This is a genomic window from Pseudomonas sp. Pseusp18 (assembly GCF_059506005.1).
Window position 1 is genome coordinate 4,646,780 of record NZ_CP169240.1, and the last position, 26,861, is coordinate 4,673,640.

The window sequence follows — 26,861 nt, forward strand, 5'->3', positions numbered from 1 at the left end:
AACAAAACGAAATTAGCCTTAAATTTTATAGATCACCGACTGGCACATATCTGGCTTAAGTGAACACATGTTTTGTATACAATAAATACAAAAACATACACACACTTTAGATCCGCAAGCCTGAAGCGCCCTATCCCGTACAGGCTGCAGATGCCCCGTAACCAATGATGCTCTCCCACCCGCGACGAAGATTTTTCGAGCCCACGCTCATGCACAGTCATCGCGGCAACGAGCTTCAGGAGCCTGCCGGAATGCGTACTAGCCTCCCCAATAACAATATTGCGCTGGATCTGCCCTCTCCGCTTTCTACCTCAGTGATTCACGATCAAACGTTTCAACCACCCGTCGTGCTCAGCCCCCGCCTGCACAACAAGGACCTCGCGCCGACCAAGGCCGAAGGTCGACGCTGGGGCCGTTACAGCATCTTTGCCCTGTGGACAAACGATGTGCACAACATTGCCAACTACTCCTTTGCCATTGGCTTGTATGCACTGGGCCTGAGCGGCTGGCAGATTCTGCTGTCCCTGGGAATCGGTGCGGCGCTGGTGTATTGCTTCATGAACCTTTCCGGTTACATGGGCCAGAAAACCGGGGTGCCGTTTCCGGTGATCAGCCGGATCAGTTTCGGCATCCATGGCGCGCAGATTCCTGCATTGATTCGCGCCGTTATCGCCATTGCCTGGTTCGGAATTCAGACGTACCTGGCGTCAGTGGTCTTTCGCGTATTGCTGACGGCGGTGCATCCCGGACTCGCCGATTACGACCACAATTCGATACTCGGGCTGTCGAGCCTGGGCTGGGTGTGTTTCGTGGCGATCTGGTTCGTGCAGTTGGCGATCCTGGCCTATGGCATGGAAATGGTGCGACGCTACGAGGCGTTTGCCGGCCCGGTGATTTTGTTGACCGTCGCCGCCCTCGCCGGCTGGATGTACTTCCAGGCCAACGCCACCATCGCCTGGTCGATTCGTGAACCGCTGAGTGGCGGTGAGATGTGGCGCAATATCTTTGCCGGCGGCGCCTTGTGGCTGTCGATCTACGGCACGCTAATCCTCAATTTCTGCGACTTCGCCCGCTCTTCTCCCTGCCGCAAGACCATCCGGGTCGGAAATTTCTGGGGCCTGCCCGTCAACATTCTGGTATTCGCCGGGATCACCGTCCTGCTGTGCGGTGCGCAATTTCAGATCAATGGCCGGATCATCGAAAGCCCGACCGAGATCATCGCATCGATTCCCAATACCTTCTTTCTGGTACTCGGTTGCCTGGCGTTCCTGATTGTCACCGTGGCGGTGAACATCATGGCCAACTTCGTGGCCCCGGCCTTTGTCCTGAGCAATCTGGCGCCCAAATACCTGACCTTTCGCCGCGCCGGGCTGATCAGCGCGACCATCGCAGTGCTGATCCTGCCGTGGAACCTCTACAACAGCCCGCTGGTGATCGTGTATTTCCTGTCTGGCCTCGGCGCCCTGCTCGGCCCGTTGTACGGGGTGATCATGGTCGACTACTGGCAGGTACGAAAAGGCCGGATCAACGTGCCGCAGTTGTACAGCGAAGATCCCGATGGCGATTATTACTACAGCCGTGGGGTTAATTTGCGCGCCGTGGCGGCGTTCATTCCGGCAGCCTTGATCGCCATTGTCCTGGCCCTGGTGCCAGGTTTCGACAGTGTCTCGCCATTCTCCTGGCTGATTGGCGCCGGGATTGCAGGGATGCTCTACCTGATCATCGCCAAACGGCAGCCTTACTACGCCGATGTCAGCGGTGAAACCATCGCGGTCGATAACGTCAGCCATTAATCCTCTTGGCGGCCCGGTGACATCGGGCCGCAAACCACCTCGCTATAAGGACCTCCCATGCGAATTCTCGTGGTCAACGTCAACACCACCGAATCCATTACCCAGGCCATCGCCCGCCAAGCGCAGTCCGTGGCCGCGCCCGGCACGGAAATCATTGGCCTGACCCCGCATTTCGGCGCCGACTCCATTGAAGGCAATTTCGAAAGCTACCTGGCCGCCATCGCCGTGATGGACCGGGTCATGTCCTACGATCAGCCCTTCGATGCGGTAATCCAGGCCGGCTACGGCGAGCACGGCCGCGAAGGTTTGCAGGAGTTGCTCAACGTGCCGGTGGTGGACATCACCGATGCCGGCGCCAGCACCGCGATGTTCCTCGGCCATGCCTATTCGGTGGTCACCACTCTCGACCGCACCGTGCCGCTGATCGAGGATCGCCTCAAATTGTCCGGGCTCTGGGACCGCTGCGCGTCGGTGCGGGCTAGCGGGCTCGCGGTGCTGGAGCTGGAATCCGATCCGGAACGTGCACTGGAGGCGATTGTCCGTCAGGCGGAACTGGCGGTGAGCGAGGACAAGGCTGAGGTGATTTGCCTGGGCTGTGGCGGCATGGCCGGACTGGATGAACAGATTCGTCAGCGCACCGGCGTACCGGTGGTGGATGGCGTGACGGCAGCGGTGACCATTGCCGAATCACTGGTGCGGCTGGGGTTGTCGACGTCGAAAGTACGGACGTATGCGACGCCGCGGCCGAAGACCATTATTGGTTGGCCTGGGCGGTTTGGGCGGTAGACCGCGTTATCGATCTTCGCGGGCAAGCCTCGCTCTCACAGGCTTTTGCATCATTCCGTGGGAGCGTGGCTTGCCCGCGATGGCCTCCCCTTGGTCCCAAGCCGGGCTCAAACTGCACTGAACCGCTGCCCCAACCCCTGCTCGGCAAACTGTTCAATGATGAAGTCGACAAACGCCCGGGTCTTGCCCGGCAGCAGTTTGTGCTCGGCGTAATAGATGGAGATGTTGCCATCGTCGACGTACCAGTCGGGCAACACCCGCTGCAAGGTCCCGGCGTCCAGATAGCCCACGGCGAACGGCATGCTCACCAATGCAATGCCCAAATCCTGGGTCGCCGCAGCGCAGGCCGCTTCCGAATCGCTCATGGTCATTCGCGCCTTGAGCGTCAGCGGGCTGTGTTGCCGGTTGCGACAGGTCAATTGCCAGGAACGCACGCGCCCCGTCTGCGGCGACCGTATCAGGATGCCATCGTGGCGCTGGAGGTCATCGGGCTCGATGATCGCTTCGTGCCCCGCCAGATACCCGGCTGAAGCCACCAACACTCGATGGGCGGGCGTCAGCTTGCGCGCCACCACGCCCTGGGGCAGGTCGAATCCACCACCAATCGCCGCATCGAACCCCTGGCCGATCAGGTCGACCTGACGGTTATCGAAATGCCAGTCCGGGTTGATCGCTGGAAAGCGTCGCAAAAACTCTCCGAGCAACGGCACGATGTACAAGCGCCCGAACACCGTGCCCATGCTGACCTTCAGCGTTCCCGCCGGACGTCCTTCGGCGCTGGCCAGGTTGGCCACGGCATTCTGGATCGTATGCAAGCTGGCGCTGACTTCGCCGAGAAACAGCTGACCGGCCTCGGTCAGCGTCAGGCTACGCGTGCTGCGCTGGAACAGCCGCACACCGAGTCGCGCCTCCAGCTTGGCGACGCTCTTGCCCACCGCAGCAGGCGTCAGGCTCAAGCGCCGCGCAGCCTCGGCGAAGCTGCCGACCTCAGCGCTGCGCACGAAGCATTCGATACTGCTGAAGGTTTCCATAAGCACCACTATAAACTTCTGGTTTACACAGACTATAGCAATCACGGTCTACCCGCCGGGTAATGCGAAGCCGATACTCGACTCCGACAACAAGGCAGCCTGCCTTGAACTTCTGGAGATCGACATGACCACTCAACACCTCAGCGGTAAAGTAGCTCTGATTCAAGGCGGTTCACGCGGTATCGGTGCTGCCATCGTCAAACGCCTGGCCGCAGAAGGCGCAGCCGTCGCCTTCACCTATGTCAGCTCTACCGCCAAAGCCGAAGACCTGCAAAACAGCATCATCTCCGCCGGCGGCAAAGCCCTGGCCATCAAGGCCGACAGCGCCGATGCCGTTGCTATTCGCAATGCCGTCAACGCCACCGTCGAGACCTTCGGCCGCCTGGACATCCTGGTCAACAACGCAGGCGTTCTGGCCGTCGCACCGCTGGAGGACTTCAAACTCGAAGACTTCGACCAGACCCTGGCCATCAACGTACGCAGCGTGTTCATCGCCACCCAGGAAGCCGCCCGCCACATGACCGAAGGCGGTCGCATCATCAACATCGGCAGCACCAATGCCGAGCGCATGCCTTTCGCCGGTGGCGGCCCGTACGCCATGAGCAAATCGGCGCTGGTCGGCCTGACCAAAGGCCTGGCTCGCGACCTTGGCCCGCGGGGTATCACCGTCAACAACGTGCAACCAGGCCCGGTCGACACTGACATGAACCCCGCCAGCGGCGACTTCGCTGATAGCCTGATCCCGCTGATGGCCGTGGGTCGTTACGGCAACGTGGAAGAAATCGCCAGCTTCGTCGCTTATCTCGCAGGTCCCGAAGCTGGCTACATCACCGGTGCCAGCCTGACCATCGACGGTGGTTTCGGCGCCTGATACACCGCTCGACTGACACAAAAAAACGCCGGCAATCGATTGCCGGCGTTTTTTTGTGTCAGAGATTATCGAATGATCACGCCCATTCAAGCGCCGGCAAGCCACATGCGCTGGGCTTGAACGCCTTCAACGTACGAAGAATGCCGTCGGCGTGTGCGTATTTTTCGTCGGCCATCGCCGCATCCGGGACCGCAATCGCCGTCATTCCTGCCGCTTTGGCTGCAGTGACGCCGAACGGCGAATCCTCGAATACCAGGCAATCCCGGGGCGCGACCCCAAGACGTCGTGCCGCCGTCAGGAAAATATCCGGCGCCGGTTTCGCCGCCCCCACTTCCGGGTCATCAGCGGTGACAATGAAGTCAAACAGCGCGAACCAGTCGCGGTGCAAAGTGGTTTTCTGACCAAACGACTGACGCGAAGAACTGGTGCCCACCGCGATAGGAATGTTGTTGGCTTTCAAGTGCCGAACCAGTTCCTCTGCTCCGGGCATCGCCAGCGCCGTCGGAAAACGCTCGCGCATCAAGGGCTCGCGGATCACCAGAAACTCTTCGGCGGTGATCGGCAAGTCCAGCGCCTCGACCACATAGCGCGCCAGATCTCCCGCGCCACGGCCAATGATGTTCTGTTTGACGCTCCAGTCGAAGGTCCGCCCATAACGCTCGGCAATGATGGACGTGACCTCGGTGTAAATGCCCTCGGTGTCCAGCAGCAAACCGTCCATATCGAAAATCACGGCCTTGATCGGACCGAACTCATCCAAGGGTGCACTCATCGCATCTGATCCGTTTTCTCATGACATCCCAGGACGGCTCAGGTACGGCCGGATCCGTGATGGATTAAAGGGTTCAGCAGCATAGCGAGCGCGATTGGTCGAGAGCAACGGGCAATGCCTGGCGGATATAAAATCCTCTGCCGAGGGCGCCGTGATGATTTAGCGATTTCCCCTACACCAAACACCTCCTTTCCCGACTTCTTTCCTTTTTGATCCCCCGCAAAGTCTCTCGCTCCACATTGATCAGCGCGAGGGATTGCGAATGTTCGAACCTGACAAGGTCCTGGCCTTGAACAACGCCATCGGTCTGCTGGTGGTCGCCGCCATGAACCCCGAGCAGCCGAACATCGAAGCGCTGCTCGGTGATTTCCGACTCTGCCTCAACGACTACGAGGCCTGGGCGGAAAACTTTTGGACCGCTGGGGCGCTGAACGTCGAGCAAGTGTTCAAGGTCGGCAACGAAGTCCGGCTCAGCGCACCGAAGGACTCCACCGCGCCTGTCAGTTCGACACTCGCCATGTGCCCGACCAGCGGTCCGTTGACCCTGGTGCATATGTTTGAAGCCGCGCGTTTCGTGCCAATCGGCGATACGCCGGTGATGCTCGAGCCGGTTATCTCCCTGCACAACGGTGAGCTCACGTTCGGTGAGCCCGTCCACGTAACCATCGGCCCCAGCGGCATTCTCGAAATCCCCGAATGTTGGCGCGGCCATCGCTATCGCATCACCTTCTTTCCCAATGTTTCCACTGAACACGTTAAAGCACTCTACGCCTCCTATCAGGGAGTGATCGGCGAGCTGGAAGGCTGGTTGCGCAACGAATGGACGAGCGAATTCGAACCTTTATGGGCAGATTTTTCCAAAGCAGGTTTCACCCAACGCTACGGCCTGCTGCAACAGGCTGACTGGCACGGTTTCGAGCGTTCGCTGCACGGCTTGTGGGATGACGTGAAGCAGGTCTACGCCCTGGTGGCGGACCTGCAAGGCAGCAGCGAACAACTCCTTGAGTACCTGACACAAGGCGAGCTTGAGACGCTGCTGAACGCTTCGGCTGAAACCATTGCCAATGTGTTGCTGATGTTGAGCGATGAGCCGTTGATGTTCATCCATCTCGCCGCCTTCACCAGTTGGCTGAGGATGTTGCCGCCGCAGTACATCGCCGAAGTCGTGGCACAAGTTCGTACGGAAATATTAATCAGCTTCCTGCTGGTGCGTCTCACAGGTCCTACGGGCCTGAAGCTCGGCATGAGCGCCAAAGTGCTGGACAAGATCAAGTCCCATCGGGCTCGACAATGGTTGGCGACTGCCAGTTTGCGACTGGCCGAACTGACGGCCAAATCCGATCTGACAGCCCACGCTGGCGTCCTCAAACCGCTCGTGGTCAGCGCGCGCAATGCACCGCTGAGACCTGCACCGACGGTTCCACTGCAGATCAGCGCCGGCAACTCACCGGCTGTGCAGGTGAACAATCCGCTCGCCATTGCCCGCGACAAGTCTGCAGCCAAGACCCGGTTGGGCCGTCACGAACCCCACGACGACGCACCGAATCAAGCGAAAAATCCCAATGGCGACAGCGCCGATTGCGCGGCACTGACCTGCACCAACGGCTGTCCTGTGTCGATGGTTAGCGGCGAAGAACTGCTGACCCTGACCGACGGTGCGCTGGACGGGCTGCTGCCGTTTGCCTTCACCCGGTTGTACCGCACCAGCGCGGTGGAGATCGATTGCGGGCTGGGCTGGGGGTGGAGCCATTCGCTGGCGCAGCGGTTGGAGCTGGGCGTTGAACAGGTTGTCTGGATCGACCATGAAAACCGCCGCACCACGTTCCCGCTGCCGAGCAACGAACGCCCCGCGATCCACAACAGCCTTTCGCGCGCGGCGATTTATCTCGGTGATGACCCCGAGGAACTGATCCTCGCGCTAGCCGGCGAGACGAGCCGGTTCTATCACTTTCATAACGGTCGACTGACGGCGATCAGTGACGCCTACAACAACCGCCTGCGCATCACTCGCGACCGACAGGAGCGTATTCAACGCCTCGACAACGGTGCCGGTCGTGCCTTGCTGTTGCGCTACGAGCGCAGGCACCTGGTTGCCGTCGAATACCAGTCGTTTTGCCCCAGCGATGACTTGGGTGAAGCCTGGCGTACAGAGCAAACACTGGCTTTCTACCGCTATGACGCCCGCCAGCGCTTGATCGAAGCGATCAATGCCGCCGGCGAAAGCGAGCGTTACGACTACGACGACAACCACGTAATTTTGCAGCGGCAGCTGGCCGGTGGCGCGAGTTTCTTCTGGGAGTGGGAACGGTCCGGCAAGTCGGCGCGCTGCGTGCGGCATTGGGCGTCGTTTGCGCAGATGGACACGCGCTATGTCTGGGATGATCAGGGCAGCGTCACGGTCCGGAACATCGACGGCAGTGAAGAGGTTTACGTCCACGACGACCGGGCGCGACTGGTGCGCCGGGTTGGGCTGGATGGCGGCGAACAGCTCAAGGCCTACGACGAGCAGGGCCGGTTGGTGGCCGAGCAGGATCCGCTGGGGGCCGTCACCGAATACCGTTACGACGACGTCGGACGGCTGGTAACGCTGATTCCACCGGAAGACGAACCGACGTCCTACGAGTATCGCAACGGTTTCCTGCATGCGCGCTATCGCGGTCAGGCGGTGTGGAAATACCAGCGCAATGCTCAGGGCGATGTCACCGAGGCGACCGATCCCGACGGGCAGGTCACCCATTACCACTACGACGGACAAGGCCGGCTGCTGTCGGTCCGCTACCCGGACACCAGTCGCCATGTGTTCGTCTGGAATGCCTTGGGGCAGTTGCTCGAAGAGACCTTGCCGGACGGTGGGCAGCGGCGGTTTTCCTACGATGCGCTGGGGCGGCAGATTACCCGTCAGGACGAACACGGTGCCGTTACCCAGTACCAATGGGATGCCGTCGGCCGACTGATCCAGACCACATTGCCTACCGGGGCCACGCGCGGATTCAGCTACAACGCCTACGGCAAGATCACCGCCGAACGCGATGAACTGGGCCGCGTCACCCGCTACGAATACGCCGACGACCTGCACTTGGTCAGCCGCCGGATCAATCCCGACGGCACCCAGCTTCAGTACCGCTACGACAATGCGCAGCTGCTGCTGACGGAAATCGAAAACGAATCCGGCGAAAAATATCAGCTGGACTACACGCCCAGCGGATTGATCCGACAGGAAACCGGCTTCGACGGTCGCCGCACTGCCTACGCCTACGACCTCAATGGCCATCTGCTGGAAAAAACCGAGTTCGGCGATGACGGCTCGCAGTTGGTCACTGGCTATCAACGGGATTCGGCCGGACGGTTGCTGGTCAAAACGTTGCCCGACGGCATCCAGGTCGAATACCGCTACGACTCGCTGGGCCGGCTGACCAGCGTCGACGACGGCCACGATCATCCGCTGGAATTCGAGTACGACCAGCAGGACCGGCTGATCACCGAACATCAGGGCTGGGGCACCTTGCGTTATGGCTACGACGCCTACGGGCAGCTCAACCGCCTGCGCCTGCCGGACGGCAGCAAACTCGACTACCGCCACGCCAAGGGCGGTGCGCTGACGGCCATCGACCTCAATGGCGCACGACTGACCTCGCATACGTTCCTCGCCGGTCGCGAACAAAACCGTCAACAAGGCCTGCTGCTCAGTGAATATGCCTACGACGAACAGGGCCGTCTGAAGGCCCACGCTGTCGGCCAGCACCAACATCCGCTCTACCGCCGCGACTATGCCTACAGCCTCAATGGCAATCTCGACAGCATCGCCGACACCCGCCATGGCCAGCGCAGCTATCAGTACGACCCGCTCAATCGACTGATCCGCGTGCGCCACTCCCGCGACCAACAGCCGGAAAGCTACGCCCACGACCCAGCCGGCAACCTGCTGATGCAGGACCGCCCCGGCCCGACGACCGTCAAAGGCAATCGCCTGTTGATACAGGGCGATCGCCACTTCGACTACGACACCTTCGGCAACCTGATCCGCGAGCGCCGTGGCACCGGGCAGAAACTCGTCACCGAATACCGCTACGACTGCCAGCATCGGCTGGTCGGCGTCACTACGCCGGACGGTCGTTATTCAAGTTATCGCTACGACGCCTTCGGCCGCCGCATCGCCAAAACCGTCGACGGCAAAACCATCGAGTTTTTCTGGCAAGGCGACCACCTCGTTGCCGAACACAGCCAGGACCACCATCGCAGCTACGTCTACGAACCCGGCACCTTCCGCCCGCTGGCCATGCTCGACGGCAAAGGCCCGCGTAAGGCATGTCCCTTCTACTACCAGCTCGACCACCTCGGCACCCCGCAAGAACTCACGGACTACAGTGGCGACATCATCTGGGCCGCCCGATACACCGCCTATGGCCGCCTCACCCGCCTCAACCGCGACACCCACCAGGTCCTCGATCAACCGCTGCGCTTTCAAGGGCAGTATTTCGACGCGGAAACCGGCCTGCATTACAACCGGCATCGCTACTACAATCCGGATGTCGGACGGTACCTGACGCCGGACCCGAGCAAGTTGGCAGGCGGGTTAAACAGCTATCAGTACACGCGCAATCCGGCGGGTTGGGTTGATCCGTTGGGGTTGAGTGAGTGCCCTGGGGGGGATGAGTGTAAGAAGCCGTCGTTTGGGGATGAGGATCCGGCGGGTAAAGCGGGGGTTGATGAGGGGGAGCCAAAAACTCCCTCCCCCAAAAGAGAAGAGGATTACTTATATCGCGGGGACGAGCGAGAGCCTGATGATGTATTTCAAAATGGTTTTAGAAGCAAAGGAAAAAGCAATGATTTATTGCTCCACTCTATAGACAGTGAAAATCCACCCAGTAATTTTATCAGCACATCACCGTCGCGAAATGTTGGCAAGCTTTTCGCCACTGGATATCACACAAAAGTAGGTTACCTCTATACTCTTCAAAAAATAGATGGGTATGACTTACAAAAAGAGCTTGGACAAGCTTATCTTTTCGGACCAGAAAAAGAGATAGCCATAGCTAACCGTATAGATAATGTCGACGTACTTGGCGCAACGCTAATCATAGATGACGGCAGAGAGCTCGGCTATTCCATACCAAATCCGTACAGGAAAATAAAAAAATGATATCAAAGGTTGAAATCACCATAAGCATTGACGGCATAAAGGAAGTCGCCAACCTTATATGCGACAACAAAGAAACAACCATAACTTTCACAATGAAAAATGGCTTTAACAAAAAATATTCGGACAGTGACTTTTATAGATGCTTCGCACGTGTCCGAGAGGACAATCCCAATATACAATTTCTCTGTAAGGGATCAAAAATCAACGTGCATCCTTCCAGCATGTCATCACAAATGTCTCTTGGGTTGAAAGCATATGAACTGACATTGGGTAAAGCGTCGTCACTCACCGATGTAGTTTATATTTTTGATTATGATGAGAGCAATCTAACAAACGATCCAAATGAACAGCGATCTTTCTACAGATGCTGGATTGAATCAGAAAAGATCTAACCATCAAAGCCCGGTTCACGTCCGGGCTAAATCAGCTTAAGGAACTCTAACCTCCCGCGCTATCATCTGTCCTATCCGTCCCAATACTCCCAGAACCACCCGATCCTCCAGACCCACTTCCAGAACCACTCCCCATCGAACTTCCACCACTCACCGACCCGCTGCGCTTCCCCGAGTCGATGCTCCTCCCGTTGGTATCACCACCATTCCCACCACCAAGGGTGTCCGGTAGCAGCGCCTTCCCATCCGAGGTACCTGCATTCATTTCCGAGTAGGGCGGCATCCCCCCCTTATCGACCGGTGCGTCGCGACCAGTAGATTGAGCAAACGCCGCCAATGAGCTGATCGACAATAAGCCGACTATCGTCAGCGCCGTCCATTTTGATCTGATCATGGTGCATCTCCTTTAAAGAGTGCTTTACCTGATCTCTGGCAGTGATCGCTTTTTAAAGGTGCCGTGCTATCGACAAGCGGCGATGCACCACCGCGCAGGCTTCAGCTCGGTTCGCCCGAGGCGTCATCACCGGCGATGTCCGGGTCTTCCGGGTCGGCTTCCACATTCCCGCGCCTCACATCATCGGCGGGCACCTGCTCCACAGCGGTGTCGTCATCGTCGGGCGGGCGCTGGTCACGGCGCAGGGAGTTGGTGGGCGAAGGCAGCGGATATTCGGGGGTATCGTCGATATCGGAGTCTTTCGGATCGGCGTTCATAACGCACCTCTCATTGGACCTGAAAAGCAGATCCTTGTCTTTCGAGGCCAACACGATAGACGCGGTTCGATCAGAGGGATCGAGGTCGGCCCGACCGCAAAATCACTCGTCGTCTTCCTCGTCATACTCATCATTCTCCAGGTTGCCCACATCGCCTGCGTCATCGGCATCGTTGAGCGGCACCGTGGCGTCGTCCATCAGAGACCCCGGATCTTCGTTGCCAGGATCGTTGATCGGACCTTCTTCTTCCTTGTCTTCAGTTTCCGGAGTCATGGCATGCCTCACAACGTTCAGTGTGTATATTAAGTTCGAGACGTCCTACGGCCAATCGTTCCGGGGTCCTATTGATAGAAACGAAAAACCCGGCACTCGGCCGGGTTTTTACTGTCACTCGATATCGAGTTAGTGATTCTTGTACTTATTTTTATGCTTGTGTTTGTAGTAGCCACCACCGGAATGCGAACTGCCGCGGTCATCACCCATGTTGCTGCCCACCGCGCCACCGGCTGCGCCGCCCAGGCCTGCGCCAATGGCCGAACCAGTGGAGCCACCCAGGCTGTTGCCGATCACCGAACCACCCGCCGCGCCGAGACCACCGCCGACGGCTGCTTCTGTGCGACTGCCCTTGCGCGCACCTACCGCACTGCCTGCCGCACCGCCGACGCCAGCGCCCACCGCGGCCCCGGTGCTGCCGCCCAACTGCCCGCCGACTACGTTGCCCAACACACCGCCAAGACCACCGCCGACTGCAGCGTCACCGTTGCCGCCCGCCATTGCGCCCTGAGCGACCAAAAGCCCCAAAAACACCGTGGACAATGTCAAACGCATGAAACGCATGATATGCACCTCTAATTTCCGCATTGGGGGAAGAAACGTGCCGCGGATAGGCATCAGCCTGCATCTGGGTCTGTTATACAGAGAACCAATGCCGACTGTATGAGATTTGAGCCACATGATGCAGAAACGTTCCAAAACGAAAAAGCCCGGCATTGAGCCGGGCTTTTTCAGCTGACCTTCAGGATCAATGACGTTTTTTGGACAGGTTGCTGCCTACGCCGCCGCCCAATGCGCCACCCAGGCCTGCGCCGATGGTGGAGCCGTTCTTGCCGCCCAAGCTGTTACCGATTATCGAACCGCCCGCCGCGCCAACACCGCCACCGATGGCCGCTTTGGTGCGGCTGCCTTTACGTGCGGCAACAGCGCTGCCGGCTGCACCCGCTACGCCCGCACCAATCGCTGCGCCAGTGCTGCCGCCCATTTTTTGGCCAACCACGTTACCCAACGCACCACCCAGACCACCACCGAGCGCGGCCGTGCCGTCGCCGGCAGCCATCGCACCTTGAGCAACCAAAAGGCCCAGAACCAGAGCAGGCAGTGTCAAACGCATAACAAGAACCTCAAAAAAGTGGAAACCGAAAGGCCGCAGATTGAATGCTTTAGCGGAGGGAAAGTCCAGACACAAAACCAGAACAACCTCGCCATTGGCGACGGTTGGACAGCGTTTATGCAAAAGGTTTTATGACAGGCAAAAAAAAGCCCGCTGGGGAGACGGGCCAGGGTACTGCTTTCTAACGGATGAGTTGAGCCTACGTAGGCCGGTGTGAAAAGTTTGTGAAAAAAATACCAGTGCTCGCAAAGTTGTAGGACATTTCTCAGCATTGCCACCGAGCCACCCTTCCTGCCCTTCAGAAACAAGAAACCCCGCTCAATGACGGGGTTCGTGCTGTGATCGGTTTACTTCCTGGAGGGCGCCCCCAGCTTGGGCATAAATTTCGATTTCGGCCCTCGGGTCCGGGGCACTGCAGATTTGATTTTGTTGATTTTGATACGGTCTTCGCCGAAGCTCGGCACATAGTCCGTCTGACCACACTGCACGCAATCATTGATTGGAAACTCTGCACCGTCGTCTTCGATATACGGCTCAGCCATATCTTCGCTCCTCTCAAAACGGGTCGATACCGGCAAGCCCTTTTTGCCTGAAAAATATCGACCACCCTGGTTTTTGAGACTAGCCGGTCATTCCCAGACTTGTGATTCAGATCGTTACATGCCCGACGAATGGCCAGTACCGAGCAACCTACCTCAGCTTGACCGCCGTCCCGGTCACAAACACCACCACCATTCCACCCTTGCCGGCAGGCATGCTGATCTCATAATCGAGCCCCACCACCGCATCCGCCTGAAGCGCCCGCGCCCGCTCCTTGATCTCCTCGGTCGCCTGAACCCGCGCCTCCTTCAATGCCCGCTCCAACGTCTGAGAACGCCCACCAAAAAAATCCCGCATCCCGGCGAACATATCGCGAATCACGTTAACGCCCTGCACCGACTCGGCGCTGACGATGTCCAGGTAGGCGGTGATTTGTCGACCCTCGATGGTGTGAGTTGTAGTGGTGATCATGAGATGTCCTTGTTCATAGAAGCGCGCATTATTCCTCGGTAGCCAGGTGATGAAAACAAAAAGCCCGGCACCTGTTGAGCTTGGGATAACGATGGGTCAGAGCAGCTTGATCAACACCGCAGTGACAGTCGCCACCGTACCGATCAAGCCAGTCGCAACAGCTACCGGGTACCAAAAAGTTTCACGGGTCATCTTGCCCGCTTCGGCATTCAGCTTGCGCTGCTCAGCCATCAGCTTGACGATTTCCACGTGAACCTTTTCCAGCTCCGCCTGCTTCATGGTGAATTCCTGCATAACGTGCGTGCGTCCATTCCGGATAATGGGGCGCGTCGTGTGCGCTGCCCTTTGGGTCATTTTGTACCTTAAAGGCGCAAAACGAATACCCCCTTCCGATGCGGCTCATGCGAGGTGCCAAAACCTATGAAAGCCCCCAAACCATATGGCTTTCCAGCATTGCTTCCCACACGCCTATCCATCGTCCTACATCAATTTCGGAAGCGCCTTCGCTGATACCGCCATGCATAAAATCCAGACGCCAGAAACCACAAAACCCCTGACTTCTCTCGAAATCAGGGGTTTTGTGTATATCGAATTTGGCGGTGAAGGAGAGATTCGAACTCTCGATACAGTTTCCTGTATACACACTTTCCAGGCGTGCTCCTTAAGCCACTCGGACACTTCACCGTATCTCGTCAAACTTATTCAGTCTGTCGAGGCGCGCTAATGTAGTCGAAAGCTTTTCTGATGGCAAACATTTTTTTCAGAATTTTCATGCGCTTAACGCGATTAGCGCTTTGGGGGCGTTCAAGGGCATGGCAAACCTGCCAATCTCCGGCTTCGCCTCCCCTTCTATATAGAAGCCAATGCACGATGGGCGGGGCGGACAATGCCTGGAGGGCCGGAAAAGGGTGACTGGCGGGTCAGTCACGGCGCTTTACCTGGCCTACAGCGGTGGGTAACGTCTGCCCTACTTTATTAGAAGGATTGGCGTCATGAGTGAGTTGATTTCTTACCATCTCGAAGACGGTATCGCGACCCTGACCTTGAGCAATGGCAAGGTCAATGCCATCTCTCCAGACGTGATTGTCGCGTTTAACGCTGCGCTGGATCGGGCGGTAGCGGATCGGGCGGTGGTGATCATTACCGGTCAGCCGGGAATTTTGTCGGGTGGTTATGATTTGAAGGTGATGACGGCCGGCCCTAACGAGGCCATGGCGCTGGTGGCTGCAGGTTCGACCCTGGCTCGTCGCCTGTTGTCGCATCCGTTCCCGGTGGTCGTGGCGTGTCCTGGTCATGCAGTGGCCAAGGGTGCGTTTCTTCTGTTGTCGGCTGACTACCGCATCGGTGTCGATGGCCCGTTCAGCATTGGCCTGAACGAAGTGCAGATCGGCATGACCATGCACCATGCCGGTATCGAACTGGCCCGTGATCGTCTGCGCAAGTCGGCGTTCCATCGCGCGGTGATCAACGCCGAGATGTTCAACCCACAAAGCGCCGTGGACGCCGGCTTCCTCGATAAGGTGGTGTCGGCCGAAGAGCTGCAAGACGCGGCGCTGGCGGCGGCTCGTCAGTTGAAGAAGCTCAACATGATCGCCCACAAGAACACCAAGTTGAAAACGCGCAAGGCGCTGCTGGAGACGCTGGACAACGCGATCATCCTGGATCAGGAGCACATGGGCTAAGCCCGAACGCGTTGCACCGAAAAGCCCGACCGTCGTGTCGGGCTTTTTCTTGGGCGTCTGGTTTAAAACCTTACAACCGCTCTAGGCCGCATCTGACCCACAAGTCGGAAACATGCGCTAAAAAATCGGCTATCTCCCACTTCTATAGCGGCAATTGCCGAAAACAGTGCACATCCGTACACTGCGCCACCTTTTGTCCCGGTGGGCCTTTAAATGCTGTTTGTGTTTCGTATGTTATTGATGGGCCTGCACTTTATTCTGGCCGGTGTGCTCGGAGTGATTCTCGGGCTGTGCCGTCCGTTCAATCCGGACAACAGCCGTTTGTGCGCCCGTCTGTATGCGTGGCCGGCAATGTGTATTTTACGCTTGCGGGTGAAGGCCGATGTCGGGCCGTTGATGGATAAACCCGACAGCTGCGTGATCATCGCCAACCACCAGTCCAACTACGATCTGTTTGTGTTCGGCAACGTGGTGCCCCGCCGCACCGTGTGCATCGGCAAAAAGAGCCTGAAGTGGGTGCCGCTGTTCGGGCAGTTGTTCTGGCTGGCGGGCAATGTGTTGATCGATCGCGGCAATGCGCACAAGGCACGCCAGTCGATGCTGACCACCACTCACACCCTGCAAAATGAAGACACCTCGATCTGGGTCTTCCCCGAGGGCACCCGCAACCTCGGCGAAGAGCTGCTGCCGTTCAAGAAAGGCGCGTTCCAGATGGCGATTGTCGCCGGCGTGCCAATCGTGCCGGTGTGTGTCAGCAGTTACGTCAAACACATGCGATTGAACCGCTGGCGCAGTGGGAAGATTCTGATCCGTTCGCTGCCGGCAATTCCTACGGCTGGATTGAGTCTGGATGACATGCCGATGTTGATCGCCCAGTGCCGCGAACAGATGCGTGAGTGCATCGACTCGATGGATCGGCAACTGCAAGCCGCCTGAATGAAACCCGCCCTGTGCGGGTTTTCTTTTGCCTGCGAACTCTACCGATTTTGCTGACTCTCAAGCAGTAGACAAGGTTAAGCTGAAACCTGCCTGGCACCGCCAGTCTTTACCAATAGAAAGCGACCGATAAGAAGTGAATCATCATGGGTAGAGTCGTTGCTGCTGCGGTTTACAGCGCCGGTAAGAAAGTCACCAACATCACCCTCGACGAAGGCGCTGCCTGGGCTGCCAAGCCTGGCCACTTTGTGTGGATTGGCCTCGAAGAGCCCAATGCGCAGGAGCTGTTCAACCTGCAACGCCAGTTCAACCTGCACGAACTGGCCATCGAAGACGCCCTGGAAAAACACAGTCGACCGAAGCTGGAAACGTTCGGCGATGCGCTGTTCATCGTCACGTATTCGCCGATCCGCCATGAAGGCAAATTGCAGTTCATCGAGACGCATATCTTCGCCGGCAAGGGTTACATCATTACCGCGCGCAATGGTCACTCGGCGTCCTACGCCCATGTCCGACAACGCTGTGAGGCACGTCCGCTGTTGCTGGAGCATGGGGAAGATTTCGTACTCTATGCCATCCTCGATTTCGTGATTGAAAACTACCAGCCGATGGGCGAAGCGATTCATGCCGAGATCGATGAGCTGGAGAGCAATGTCATCTGCGGTTCCCTGAACGAGCGCGACATCCAGAAACTCCACGGCCTGCGCCGCGATGTATTGCGCTTGCGCCGGTTTGCGGCGCCGATGGTGGAGATCGGTGAAGAACTGCAAAAGCTGAGCTTTCCGTTCATCGACAAAAACATGCGCCCGTATTTCCGCGATGTGCAGATTCATGTCACGCGGCAGATGGAAGACCTGACGACCCTGGCGGACATTGCCAGCCAGACCATTGAGGTCGGGGTGTTGCTGGAGGCGTCACGGCAGAGCGTGGTGCAGCGCAAGTTTGCGGCATGGGCGGCGATTCTGGCATTCCCGACCGCGGTGGCCGGGATCTATGGGATGAACTTCCAGAACATGCCGGAGTTGAGCTGGCATTACGGGTATTTCGCGGTGCTGGGGTTTATCACCGTTGGGTGCGTCGGTTTGTGGGCAAGCTTCAAAAAGTCTGGGTGGTTATAGTCGGAACCTAGGCGTCTGCAAAATTCTCGGGCAGCCTCGCTCATACAGGGTTATCCGTAGGAGCGAGGCTTGCCCGCGAAGCTTTTAAGGCTTAACCGAGTCAGTCTCAGGCTTGTGCGCCACAAACCGCATCATCCACTCTGCGACGGTAGTGCCGTGATGCTCGTGTTCAAGACTCGCCATACCTTTCGAATAAATCTGCTCGCCCAGCGCTTCCTGACGAATATCCAGCAACGCCCGTGAGTAATCGTGAATGAACTCCGGATGCCCCTGGAAGCACAGCACCTGATCGTTGATGTGGTACGCGGCGAACGGGCAGAAATCGCTAGAAGCAATCACTGTAGCGTTTTCCGGCAGCGCGGTGACCTGATCCTGGTGACTGATCAGCAACGTCAGTTCTTCCCTCACCGGGCTCATCCACGGCGCCTTGGCCGCGAGTTTGTATTTGTGGGTGCCGACGCCCCAGCCCTGGGTCGCCCGCTCGCTCTTGCCGCCCAACAGCAGCGCCAACAGTTGATGGCCGAAGCACACGCCCAGCAGCTTGTCGCCGCGCTCGTAGCGTTTCAGCAGATACGTCTTGAGGGTTTGAATCCACGGATCGGTGCCGAAGGAATCAGCCTTGCTGCCAGTGACCAGATACGCATCGAAGGTCAGGTCATCGCTGGGATAATTGCCCTGCATCACGTTGTATACGGTGAATTCGGCCGCGATGGGTTGCTGCGAAAACAGACGCTGGAACATCTGCCCGTAACCCTGATATTGATCGACCAGTTCCGGACGCAGGATGTCGGTTTCCAGAATGCAGATGCGTAACGACATAAAAAATACCTGACACATGGTGGGAATAATGCACACCCCAGAGCCTGCCTTGAAACACGGTGGCAAGGCAAGCCCCGGAAGGCGTCATCGGTCCCTTAGAACGCCTCCTCAGAACAGCGCGTCCTTGGCGGCTTTCTCCAGCAACAGCGCAGGCGGCGTGAAGCGTTCGCCATATTGCTCGGCCAGGTACTGGGCGCGGGCAACAAAGTCTTTCACGCCGTACTGGTTGATGAATTGCAGCGCACCGCCGGTCCAGGCCGCGAAGCCGATGCCGAAGATCGAGCCGACGTTGACATCCGCCGTCGAGGTCAGCACGCCCTCCTCCACACAGCGCACGGTTTCGATGGCCTGGATGAACAGCAGTCGATCACGCACATCCTTAGGCGAAATCTGCCCATCAGCTTTCTCGAAGCGGGTTTTCAGCTCCGGCCACAAATGTTTCTGCCCGGCGGCCGGGTAATCGTAGAAACCACCTCCAGCGGCCTTGCCCGGACGCTTGAATTCCTTGAGCAGCAAGTCAATCACGGCGAACGCCGGGTGCTCAATCAGCGGTTTCCCTTCCGCTTGCAGGTCTTTGGCAGTTTGCTGACGGATATGGCTCATGAGGCTGAGGGAAACTTCGTCAGAGATCGCCAGAGGCCCGACAGGCATGCCGGCCTTGCGCGCTTCGGTCTCGATCATCGGCGCACTCACCCCTTCGCCGAGCATCGCGATGCCTTCGTTGGTGAAGGTACCGAACACACGCGACGTGAAGAAGCCGCGACTGTCGTTCACCACAATCGGAGTTTTCTTGATTTGCAGGACGAAATCGAACCCGCGAGCCAGGGTTTCGTCGCTGGTATGGACGCCTTTGATGATTTCCACCAACGGCATTTTCTCCACGGGACTGAAGAAATGCAGGCCGATGAATTTACTCTGGTCTGGCACGGCGGTAGCCAGGCCACTGATCGGCAACGTCGAGGTATTGGAGGCGATCACCGCGTCCGGGCCGACAACGGTTTGCGCTGCCGATGAGACCCTGGCTTTAAGCTCGCGATCTTCAAACACCGCTTCGATAATCAAATCGCAACCAGCCAGATCCGCATCATTTTCGGTGGTATGGATTCGCGTCAGAATCGCCTCGCGCTGCTCCCGACTCAATTGGCCGCGCGCAACCTTCTTGTCCAGCAACGCCGCCGAGTGGGCCTTGCCCTTCTCTGCCGCAGCGAGGTTGATGTCTTTGAGCACCACATCGATACCGGCCGAGGCGCTGACAAACGCGATGCCCGCGCCCATCATCCCGGCGCCGAGCACGCCGACTTTTTTCGTCACGTAAGGCGCTATGCCCTGAGGTCGCGAACCGCCGGCATTGATCTCATTGAGCTGGAACCAAAAGGTGCCGATGAGGTTTTTCGACACCTGGCCCGTAGTCAGTTCGGTGAAGTAGCGGGTTTCGATCAGATGCGCGGTGTCGAAATCCACCTGGGCGCCCTCCACGGCAGCGCAGAGGATTTTCTCCGGCGCGGGCAGGCAGCCTTGGGTTTTGCTGCGCAGGATCGACGGCGTGATGGCCAGCATCTGCATGACCTTCGGATCCGACGGCGTACCGCCAGGGATCTGATAACCCTTCACGTCCCAACGCTGCACAGCCACCGGGTGCGCGACAATCCACGCCCGCGCCTTGGCCATCAATTCATCGTGATCGGCGGCCAACTCGTCGATCAACCGCGCTTGCAGCGCCTGTTGTGGGCGGATTTTCTTGCCTTCCAGCAGATACGGCAGAGCTTTTTCGATGCCCAGCATGCGCACCATGCGCACCACCCCGCCGCCGCCCGGCAACAGGCCGAGGGTGACTTCCGGCAGGCCAAGCAGCACCGACGGGTTGTCGAGCGCTACACGGTGATGGCATGCCAGGCAGATTTCCCAACCGCCGCCGAGCGCCGCACCGTTAATGGCGGCAACCACCGGTTTACCGAGGGTTTCCAGGGTGCGCAACTGGCCCTTGAGGGTCAGCACCATGTTGTAAAAGGCTTGGGCTTCGGGCTTGCCGACCTTGATCAGTTCATTGAGGTCGCCACCGGCGAAGAAGGTTTTCTTGGCCGAGGTGATGATCACGCCGGCAATCGCATCCTTGTCGGCGACCAGCCGCTCGACACAGGTGGCCATGGCCTCGCGGTAGACCGCGTTCATGGTGTTGGCGCTCTGGCCCGGCATGTCGATGGTCAGGACGACGATCCGGTCCTGGCCCTTTTCGTAACGAATGGCTTGGGTCATGGCAATTTTCCTTGAGTCGGATTTTCTTAAACGCAGGCTCAGAGGCGTTCGATGATGGTGGCAATGCCCATGCCGCCGCCGACACACAATGTCGCCAGGCCATAGCGCAGGCGCCGGGTTTCCAGTTCATCGAGCAGCGTGCCGAGAATCGCGCAACCGGTGGCGCCGAGCGGGTGGCCCATGGCGATGGAGCCGCCGTTGACGTTGACCTTGTCGGGGTCGATGGCCATGTCCTTGATGAACTTCAACACGACCGAGGCGAACGCTTCGTTGACTTCGAACAGGTCGATGTCTTCGACCCGCAGCCCGGCCTTGGCCAGTGCCTTGCGGGTGGCCGGCGCCGGGCCGGTGAGCATGATGGTCGGGTCGGTGCTGGTGACCGCCGTGGCGACGACCCGCGCCCGTGGCTGCAAGCCCAGCGCCCGGCCCTTCGCTTCGGAGCCGATCAGCATCAGCGCCGCGCCATCAACGATCCCGGAACTGTTGCCCGGTGTGTGAACGTGGTTGATCCGCTCGACCTGGCTGTACACCCGCAATGCCGTGGCGTCGAAGCCCATTTGCCCGATCATTTCGAAACTCGGCTTGAGCTTGCCCAGGCCTTCCATCGTCGAATCGGCGCGAATGAACTCATCATGATCGAGCAGGATGATGCCGTTCTGGTCCTGCACCGGCACCAACGACTTGTTGAAGGAACCATTCGCCCGCGCCCGCGCCGCCTTCTGCTGCGAGTGCAACGCGAAGGCATCGACGTCCTGACGACTGAAACCTTCGATTGTCGCGATCAGGTCAGCACCCACGCCCTGGGGTGTGAAATGGCTGTGCAAGTTGGTTTCCGGGTCCAGCGCCCAGGCCCCGCCGTCGCTGCCCATGGCCACGCGGGACATCGACTCGACGCCACCGACCACCACCAGATCTTCGAAGCCGGAACGCACTTTCATCGCGCCCAGGTTCACTGCTTCCAGCCCCGACGCGCAGAAGCGATTGAGTTGCACACCCGCCACGCTGACGTCCCAATCGGCCACTTGTGTGGCGGTCTTGGCAATGTCGGCGCCCTGATCACCGATAGGCGTCACGCAGCCAAGCACCACGTCGTCGACCTGACTGGTGTCCAGGGAGGTGCGCTGCTGCAACGCCGTCAGCAGCCCGGCCACCAGGTTCACTGGCTTGACGCTGTGCAAGGCGCCATTGGCCTTGCCTTTGCCACGGGGCGTGCGTAACGCGTCGAATATCAAAGCTTGGGTCATGGCGTTCTCGAACCTGAGGGTGATCTCTATACCCTCACCTTATGCCGAGCAGCCGTGGATTCAATGACCACAGTGCTCATTGGCGTTGACGGTCACGCTCAGACGAACGGTAGTCAGCTATCGGATTAATCGATTCGTGTCACCAAGCTGTCTAGCCAACGGGCGCCCAAGAAGCTGGCCATAGGCCTCATGTCTTTTTGGCAGCGATTATTGCTAATGCCATACGAAATGGATCTAAGCCAAGCGTGACGCGGGCCCTAATGTAAACCTGTACGAAGTTGTCGTCGGGTTTTGCCGAGGCTCTCGTCCTACAGGAAGTGCAGCGCTCTGCCGTCATGGAGATATGCAGGCAGGCAACCAGGAAATAACAAAAAAGGCGGTCAAGCCATGTTCAAACATTCGAAAGTACGTCAAGCCGGGCTCATTCTATTTGCTACTACGCTGTTGTTGATTTTGCCGAACCTGACCAAGGTGCTTGGCTGATCGAGCAGCGGGGGTTTTCATTTCGCCTGATAAAAATGTGACTGGCTCGCTATCCGGGCCGGCGTGGCTGTGCCAACCTTTGCGGCACTTCCACGACAGGGACGACGATCAATTGAAAGCGCTCATTCTGTTTGGGGCCTTGCTGCTCAGCACGCCTCTGTCTGCCGCGCAGCTGAATCTTGAGCTGGGCGCGAACCCTCGCACCTGGCAGACCGAGGAATTGCTCAAGCATCCTCAGGTTCAGACCATCACGATCACTAACGACGTTTCCTACAAACGGGACATGAGCTATCGCGCCGTGCCGTTGGCAGCGTTGTTGACGGGCATCAAGCCTGACGACCACTTGCAAGCCGTGGCCCTGGACGGTTTTGCCGCCGAACTGGCCGCCGCGCCGTTGCTCAATACCCAAGGCGCGCGGGCCTGGCTGGCGATTGAAGACCCGGCCAAGCCGTGGCCGCCGCTGTCCGAGGGCAAACACAGTGCCGGGCCGTTCTATCTGGTCTGGACCGATCCGCAGGCGGGCAATATCAGCCCCGAGCAATGGCCGTTCGAAGTGGCGAGCATCAAGCGCATGGCCCCGGTGGATGAGCGCTTCCCTGCCCTGTTACCCGATCCTGCATTGAAGGCGGACCATCCGGTGAACAAGGGCTTTGCGCTGTTTCAGAAGAACTGCCTGGCCTGTCATCGACTCAATGGCGCGGGGGACGCGCAGTTCGGGCCGGACCTGAATATTCCGTTCAACCCGACCGAGTATTTCGGCGCAGACTTCCTCAAGCGTTACATCCGTGACCCGCAGAGCTTGCGCCAGTGGCCGCAGGCGAAGATGCCCGGGTTCTCGCCGACGGTGTTGCCGGAGGGGGATCTGGAGTTGTTGGTGGGGTATTTGAAGCACATGGCGGGACGCAAGGTGTCTACGGCCAAGTAAACATCCACCTGTGGCGAGGGAGCTCGCTCCCGCTGGGGCGCGAAGCGGCCCTCAAATCAGGCGACGCGATCCGTCAGGCAAACCGCATTCGCCGGGTTTGCGACTGCTGCGCAGCCGAGCGGGAGCAAGCTCCCTCGCCACAATGAATGACTGCTACTGCTGTTGGACGGAGATCACCGGCGCAGGCGTCGGTGAGACCAACACCTTCGCATGCATCTGCTCGTACCCACCACCACGGCGCATGCCGCGCACCGGGCAGGCGTCGAGGTAGTCCAGGCCCACGGCCAGTTTCAAGTGACGCTCAGGGCGGGCCAGTTCGTTGGTTACATCGAAGCTATACCAGGCGTCATCCAGCCAGGCTTCCGCCCAGGCGTGACTGGCCAGGTGCTCGCTGTTCTCGCTGTACAAATACCCCGACACATAACGCGAAGGAACGCCCAGGCTGCGGGCGCAGGCGAGAAACACATGGGTATGGTCCTGGCAGACCCCGGAACGCCCGGCGAACGCTTGCGCGGCGCTGGTCTCCACTTCAGTGGCACCTGGCGTGTAGGTCATGTGCTGGTTCAGGCCATGCATCAAATCGATCAGCGCCGTACGGTCCCGGCGTTGTTTGCACGCCTTCGCGGCAAACGCACGCAGGGCTTCGTCGGCTTCGGTCAGCCGGGTGAACCGCAAAAACGGCAGCGCCGACTGGCTCTCGTGCTCGGCTTCGCGCAGCTCGTCGATGTCGACCTGGCCACGTGCGCCGATGATGATCGCTTCATGCGGCTCATCCAGGGTCAGCACATGCAGGATGTTGCCGAACGGATCGAGTTGCGCGCGCACCGGGCGCGGCAGGTCGAGTTGCCAGCTCAGCACGTGCTGGCGCTCGCTGTCGTGAGGTGTCAGTCGCAGGTACTGGATGCTCGCCCGCACCTGATCTTCGTAGTGATAGGCGGTCTCGTGGCTAATGGAAAGTCTCATGCAGCCTCCAGATAGGAACTGTGTATGGCATTGCCCAACTGGCGCACCAGCGGGATGAACTCGGTCAGCCAGGCGTGCAGGCCTTCGTCGAGGATTTCGTTGATACCGGTGTAGCGCAGGCGCGCGTCCATTTCCGCCGCCAGGCGTTGTGCGGGACGGCCGTTGGCCCCCGGCAGTTGAGCGAGAATCTGGTCGACCTCTTCGGTGCAGGCTCGCAGGGATCGCGGCACATCGGCGCGCAGCAACAACAGCTCGGCGACATGCCGGGCGCCGGGGGCGTCGCGGTAGATTTCGGTGTAGGCCTCGAACGACGACAAGGCCCGCAGCAAGGCGCTCCACTGGTAATAGGCGTGGGCCGTGCCGTCACTGACCGCTTCGGCCTGATCGCCGGCCATTTCGTAACGGGCATCGAGCAGGCGCAAGGTGTTGTCGGCCCTTTCGATAAAGGTGCCCAGACGAATGAAGCGGAACGCGTCGTTACGCATGATCGTGCCGTAGGAAGCGCCGCGGAACAGGTGGGAACGCTCCTTGATCCACTCACAGAAGCGGCTCATGCCGTAGCGACCCAAGCCCTGTTCGGCGATCCCGCGAATTTCCAGCCAGGTGGCGTTGACGTTTTCCCACATGTCGGCAGTGATTCGCCCACGCACCGCATGGGCGCTGGCTCGCGCGGCACCGAGGCAGCTGTAGATGCTCGCCGGGTTGGCCGCGTCCAGGGCGAAAAAATGCAGCAGCCGTTCGGCATGCAGATCGCCGTGGCGCTCCAGGTAATCGTCCAGCGTGCCGGTGATCAGCAACGGCATCGCGAGTTCGTGCAAGCCGTCGCCACGACCGTCCTGGGGCATCAGCGACAGCGAATAACTGATGTCGAGCATCCGCGCGAGGTTTTCCGCCCGCTCCAGGTAACGCGACATCCAATACAGATCCGAGGCAGTTCTACTTAACATGGAAAGCTTCCTTCAATCCTCGACCACCCAGGTGTCCTTGGTTCCGCCGCCCTGGGAGGAGTTCACCACCAGGGAGCCTTCGCGCAAGGCGACTCGGGTCAAACCGCCGGGCACAACCCGGGTTTCGCGGCCAGACAATACAAACGGACGCAGGTCGATGTGGCGCGGTGCGATGCCGTTTTCGACAAAGGTCGGACAGGTCGACAAAGACAACGTCGGTTGCGCGATGTACGCGTGGGGTTTGGCTTTGATCCGCTCGCGGAAAGATTCGATTTCCGCCGCCGTCGCCGCCGGCCCCACCAGCATTCCGTAACCGCCGGAGCCTTGGGTTTCCTTGACCACAAGCTCCGGAAGGTTGGCCAGCACGTGGGACAGTTCCGAAGGATTACGACACTGCCACGTCGGCACGTTCTTCAGGATCGGCTCTTCATCGAGGTAGAAACGAATCATGTCCGTGACGAAGGGATACACCGACTTGTCGTCCGCGACCCCGGTGCCGATGGCATTCGCCAGCACCACATTGCCGGAGCGGTAGGACGACAGCAGCCCCGGAACGCCGAGCATCGAGTCGGGGTTGAACGCCAGCGGATCGAGGAAGGCATCGTCGAGGCGACGGTAGATCACATCGACCGCTTTCGGCCCGTCCGTGGTGCGCATGAACACCTTGTCGTCGCGCACGAACAGGTCGGCGCCTTCCACCAGTTCAACGCCCATTTCCCGAGCGAGGAACGCATGCTCGAAAAACGCGCTGTTGAAACGCCCCGGCGTCAGCACCACCACGCTCGGGTTGTCGATCGGGCTGGAGCTTTTCAGGGTGTCGAGCAACAGGTTCGGGTAGTGGTCGATCGGTGCGATGCGCTGGGCCGCGAACAACTCGGGGAACAGGCGCATCATCATCTTGCGGTCTTCGAGCATGTAGCTCACGCCGCTGGGGGTACGCAGGTTGTCTTCGAGCACGTAGTAGGTGCCGTCGCCATCGCGCACCAGGTCGACGCCGGATATGTGCGAATAGATATCGCGGTGCAGATCCAGCCCTTGCATCGCCAACTGATACTGCTCGTTGGCCAGCACTTGCTCGGCCGGGATGATGCCGGCCTTGATGATGCGCTGCTCGTGATAGAGGTCGGCAAGGAACATGTTCAATGCCTTTACCCGCTGGATGCAGCCACGCTCGACGACCCGCCATTCACTGGCGGGGATGCTGCGGGGAATGGTGTCGAAGGGAATCAGGCGCTCTGTCCCCTGCTCATCACCATAGAGCGTGAAGGTAATCCCGGCACGATGAAATAACAGATCGGCCTCGCGTCGCCGTTGTGCCAAAAGCTCGTCAGGCGTTTCGGCCAGCCAACGGGCAAACTCCCGATAATGCGGACGGACCTGGCCGCCGGCATCGTACATTTCATCAAAAAAGGTGCGGATCATGCCGTACTCCTTGTCACACGGACATCCAGGCCTTCGCAAGGCCCGTGCCATAGGCAGAAACGCTTTGATATCAATCAGTTGGATAATGTCGCTGCGCGCACCGCACCAATCCTGTGCGGTAAATGCCCCACCCTGATCGCCCCCGCTTCATGGCGAAGCAATGCTGTCGCCTATC

The 26,861-nt window shown here is 59.1% G+C and carries 24 protein-coding genes and 1 tRNA gene; 9 read left to right on the forward strand and 16 right to left on the reverse strand.

Annotated elements, in window-relative coordinates:
* The first annotated feature begins 251 nt into the window (after positions 1 to 251).
* Together ACEN9A_RS20585 and ACEN9A_RS20590 are read left to right on the forward strand one after the other, a co-directional pair.
* Positions 252 to 1,793 (forward strand): NCS1 family nucleobase:cation symporter-1, encoded by a 1,542-nt coding sequence (locus ACEN9A_RS20585; protein WP_258670247.1) that lies wholly within the window; start codon positions 252 to 254, stop codon positions 1,791 to 1,793.
* A 57-nt stretch (positions 1,794 to 1,850) separates the two neighbouring features.
* On the forward strand, positions 1,851 to 2,579 hold the full coding sequence (locus ACEN9A_RS20590) for an aspartate/glutamate racemase family protein (RefSeq protein WP_007942162.1): 729 nt from the start codon (positions 1,851 to 1,853) through the stop codon (positions 2,577 to 2,579).
* Between the two features lie 107 nt (positions 2,580 to 2,686).
* Here the strand turns inward: ACEN9A_RS20590 and ACEN9A_RS20595 are convergent, their stop codons facing one another.
* A complete protein-coding gene (locus ACEN9A_RS20595; RefSeq protein WP_019648249.1) occupies positions 2,687 to 3,610 on the reverse strand; it encodes a LysR family transcriptional regulator in 924 nt (307 codons plus the stop codon).
* A 124-nt stretch (positions 3,611 to 3,734) separates the two neighbouring features.
* Between ACEN9A_RS20595 and ACEN9A_RS20600 the strand changes: the two genes are divergently transcribed.
* Positions 3,735 to 4,481, forward strand: a complete 747-nt coding sequence (locus ACEN9A_RS20600; protein ID WP_018925243.1) for a 3-oxoacyl-ACP reductase family protein — start codon at positions 3,735 to 3,737, stop codon at positions 4,479 to 4,481.
* A 76-nt stretch (positions 4,482 to 4,557) separates the two neighbouring features.
* Here the strand turns inward: ACEN9A_RS20600 and ACEN9A_RS20605 are convergent, their stop codons facing one another.
* Complete coding sequence (locus ACEN9A_RS20605) at positions 4,558 to 5,253, reverse strand: HAD-IA family hydrolase (RefSeq protein ID WP_007942158.1); 696 nt, start codon at positions 5,251 to 5,253, stop codon at positions 4,558 to 4,560.
* Between the two features lie 262 nt (positions 5,254 to 5,515).
* Here ACEN9A_RS20605 and ACEN9A_RS20610 point away from each other — a divergent pair, with 262 nt between their 5' ends.
* Positions 5,516 to 10,393 (forward strand): RHS repeat-associated core domain-containing protein, encoded by a 4,878-nt coding sequence (locus tag ACEN9A_RS20610; RefSeq protein WP_258670252.1) that lies wholly within the window; start codon positions 5,516 to 5,518, stop codon positions 10,391 to 10,393.
* On the forward strand, positions 10,390 to 10,785 hold the full coding sequence (locus tag ACEN9A_RS20615) for a hypothetical protein (RefSeq protein ID WP_258670254.1): 396 nt from the start codon (positions 10,390 to 10,392) through the stop codon (positions 10,783 to 10,785). The genes ACEN9A_RS20610 and ACEN9A_RS20615 overlap by 4 nt, the downstream gene beginning before the upstream one ends.
* Positions 10,786 to 11,280: 495 nt before the next feature.
* On the opposite strand, the gene ACEN9A_RS20620 is transcribed toward ACEN9A_RS20615, so the two are convergent.
* From ACEN9A_RS20620 to ACEN9A_RS20655, 8 genes are all read right to left on the reverse strand, one after another.
* Positions 11,281 to 11,496, reverse strand: a complete 216-nt coding sequence (locus tag ACEN9A_RS20620; RefSeq protein WP_018925239.1) for a hypothetical protein — start codon at positions 11,494 to 11,496, stop codon at positions 11,281 to 11,283.
* A 102-nt stretch (positions 11,497 to 11,598) separates the two neighbouring features.
* Positions 11,599 to 11,769: a hypothetical protein gene (locus ACEN9A_RS20625; protein ID WP_007940775.1), complete on the reverse strand. Its 171-nt coding sequence runs from the start codon at positions 11,767 to 11,769 to the stop codon at positions 11,599 to 11,601.
* 129 nt (positions 11,770 to 11,898) lie between these two features.
* Complete coding sequence (locus tag ACEN9A_RS20630; RefSeq protein WP_026286342.1) at positions 11,899 to 12,324, reverse strand: glycine zipper domain-containing protein; 426 nt, start codon at positions 12,322 to 12,324, stop codon at positions 11,899 to 11,901.
* A 193-nt stretch (positions 12,325 to 12,517) separates the two neighbouring features.
* Positions 12,518 to 12,883, reverse strand: a complete 366-nt coding sequence (locus tag ACEN9A_RS20635) for a glycine zipper domain-containing protein (RefSeq protein ID WP_019648242.1) — start codon at positions 12,881 to 12,883, stop codon at positions 12,518 to 12,520.
* 347 nt (positions 12,884 to 13,230) lie between these two features.
* Positions 13,231 to 13,425, reverse strand: coding sequence for a hypothetical protein (locus ACEN9A_RS20640; protein WP_007940781.1), 195 nt, complete (start codon positions 13,423 to 13,425; stop codon positions 13,231 to 13,233).
* A gap of 148 nt (positions 13,426 to 13,573) precedes the next feature.
* Positions 13,574 to 13,894 carry a YbjQ family protein gene (locus ACEN9A_RS20645; protein ID WP_019648241.1) on the reverse strand — a complete coding sequence of 107 codons (321 nt, stop codon included), beginning with the start codon at positions 13,892 to 13,894 and terminating at the stop codon, positions 13,574 to 13,576.
* Positions 13,895 to 13,990: 96 nt separating this feature from the next.
* Positions 13,991 to 14,173: a hypothetical protein gene (locus tag ACEN9A_RS20650; RefSeq protein ID WP_007940783.1), complete on the reverse strand. Its 183-nt coding sequence runs from the start codon at positions 14,171 to 14,173 to the stop codon at positions 13,991 to 13,993.
* Between the two features lie 315 nt (positions 14,174 to 14,488).
* Positions 14,489 to 14,578 (reverse strand) — tRNA-Ser (locus ACEN9A_RS20655).
* Positions 14,579 to 14,886: 308 nt separating this feature from the next.
* Here ACEN9A_RS20655 and ACEN9A_RS20660 point away from each other — a divergent pair.
* The 3 genes from ACEN9A_RS20660 (at position 14,887) to ACEN9A_RS20670 (ending at position 17,630) form a co-directional block, all read left to right on the forward strand.
* Positions 14,887 to 15,576, forward strand: a complete 690-nt coding sequence (locus tag ACEN9A_RS20660) for a crotonase/enoyl-CoA hydratase family protein (RefSeq protein WP_019648239.1) — start codon at positions 14,887 to 14,889, stop codon at positions 15,574 to 15,576.
* Positions 15,577 to 15,789: 213 nt separating this feature from the next.
* Entirely contained in the window at positions 15,790 to 16,512 is a 723-nt protein-coding gene (locus tag ACEN9A_RS20665; protein ID WP_019648238.1) for a 1-acylglycerol-3-phosphate O-acyltransferase, read from the forward strand.
* A 146-nt stretch (positions 16,513 to 16,658) separates the two neighbouring features.
* A complete protein-coding gene (locus ACEN9A_RS20670) occupies positions 16,659 to 17,630 on the forward strand; it encodes a magnesium and cobalt transport protein CorA (RefSeq protein WP_019648237.1) in 972 nt (323 codons plus the stop codon).
* Between the two features lie 84 nt (positions 17,631 to 17,714).
* On the opposite strand, the gene ACEN9A_RS20675 is transcribed toward ACEN9A_RS20670, so the two are convergent.
* The 3 genes from ACEN9A_RS20675 to ACEN9A_RS20685 all read right to left on the reverse strand — a co-directional run bounded on the left by ACEN9A_RS20675 (position 17,715) and on the right by ACEN9A_RS20685 (position 21,946).
* A complete protein-coding gene (locus tag ACEN9A_RS20675) occupies positions 17,715 to 18,449 on the reverse strand; it encodes an amidotransferase (RefSeq protein ID WP_258670264.1) in 735 nt (244 codons plus the stop codon).
* Positions 18,450 to 18,557: 108 nt separating this feature from the next.
* Positions 18,558 to 20,702 carry a 3-hydroxyacyl-CoA dehydrogenase NAD-binding domain-containing protein gene (locus ACEN9A_RS20680; protein WP_258670266.1) on the reverse strand — a complete coding sequence of 715 codons (2,145 nt, stop codon included), beginning with the start codon at positions 20,700 to 20,702 and terminating at the stop codon, positions 18,558 to 18,560.
* Positions 20,703 to 20,740: 38 nt separating this feature from the next.
* Positions 20,741 to 21,946, reverse strand: coding sequence for an acetyl-CoA C-acetyltransferase (locus ACEN9A_RS20685; protein WP_019648234.1), 1,206 nt, complete (start codon positions 21,944 to 21,946; stop codon positions 20,741 to 20,743).
* A 595-nt stretch (positions 21,947 to 22,541) separates the two neighbouring features.
* Here ACEN9A_RS20685 and ACEN9A_RS20690 point away from each other — a divergent pair.
* On the forward strand, positions 22,542 to 23,354 hold the full coding sequence (locus ACEN9A_RS20690; RefSeq protein WP_258670269.1) for a c-type cytochrome: 813 nt from the start codon (positions 22,542 to 22,544) through the stop codon (positions 23,352 to 23,354).
* A 153-nt stretch (positions 23,355 to 23,507) separates the two neighbouring features.
* Here ACEN9A_RS20690 and ACEN9A_RS20695 read toward each other — a convergent pair whose 3' ends face one another.
* Genes ACEN9A_RS20695 through ACEN9A_RS20705 form a run of 3 tightly spaced genes read right to left on the reverse strand, consistent with a single transcriptional unit; the run spans position 23,508 to position 26,686 of the window.
* Complete coding sequence (locus ACEN9A_RS20695; RefSeq protein ID WP_258670272.1) at positions 23,508 to 24,317, reverse strand: transglutaminase family protein; 810 nt, start codon at positions 24,315 to 24,317, stop codon at positions 23,508 to 23,510.
* Positions 24,314 to 25,264, reverse strand: coding sequence for an alpha-E domain-containing protein (locus ACEN9A_RS20700; protein ID WP_258670274.1), 951 nt, complete (start codon positions 25,262 to 25,264; stop codon positions 24,314 to 24,316). The genes ACEN9A_RS20695 and ACEN9A_RS20700 overlap by 4 nt, the downstream gene beginning before the upstream one ends.
* Before the next feature lie 12 nt (positions 25,265 to 25,276).
* Complete coding sequence (locus tag ACEN9A_RS20705) at positions 25,277 to 26,686, reverse strand: circularly permuted type 2 ATP-grasp protein (RefSeq protein WP_018925211.1); 1,410 nt, start codon at positions 26,684 to 26,686, stop codon at positions 25,277 to 25,279.
* Between the last annotated feature and the right edge of the window lie 175 nt (positions 26,687 to 26,861).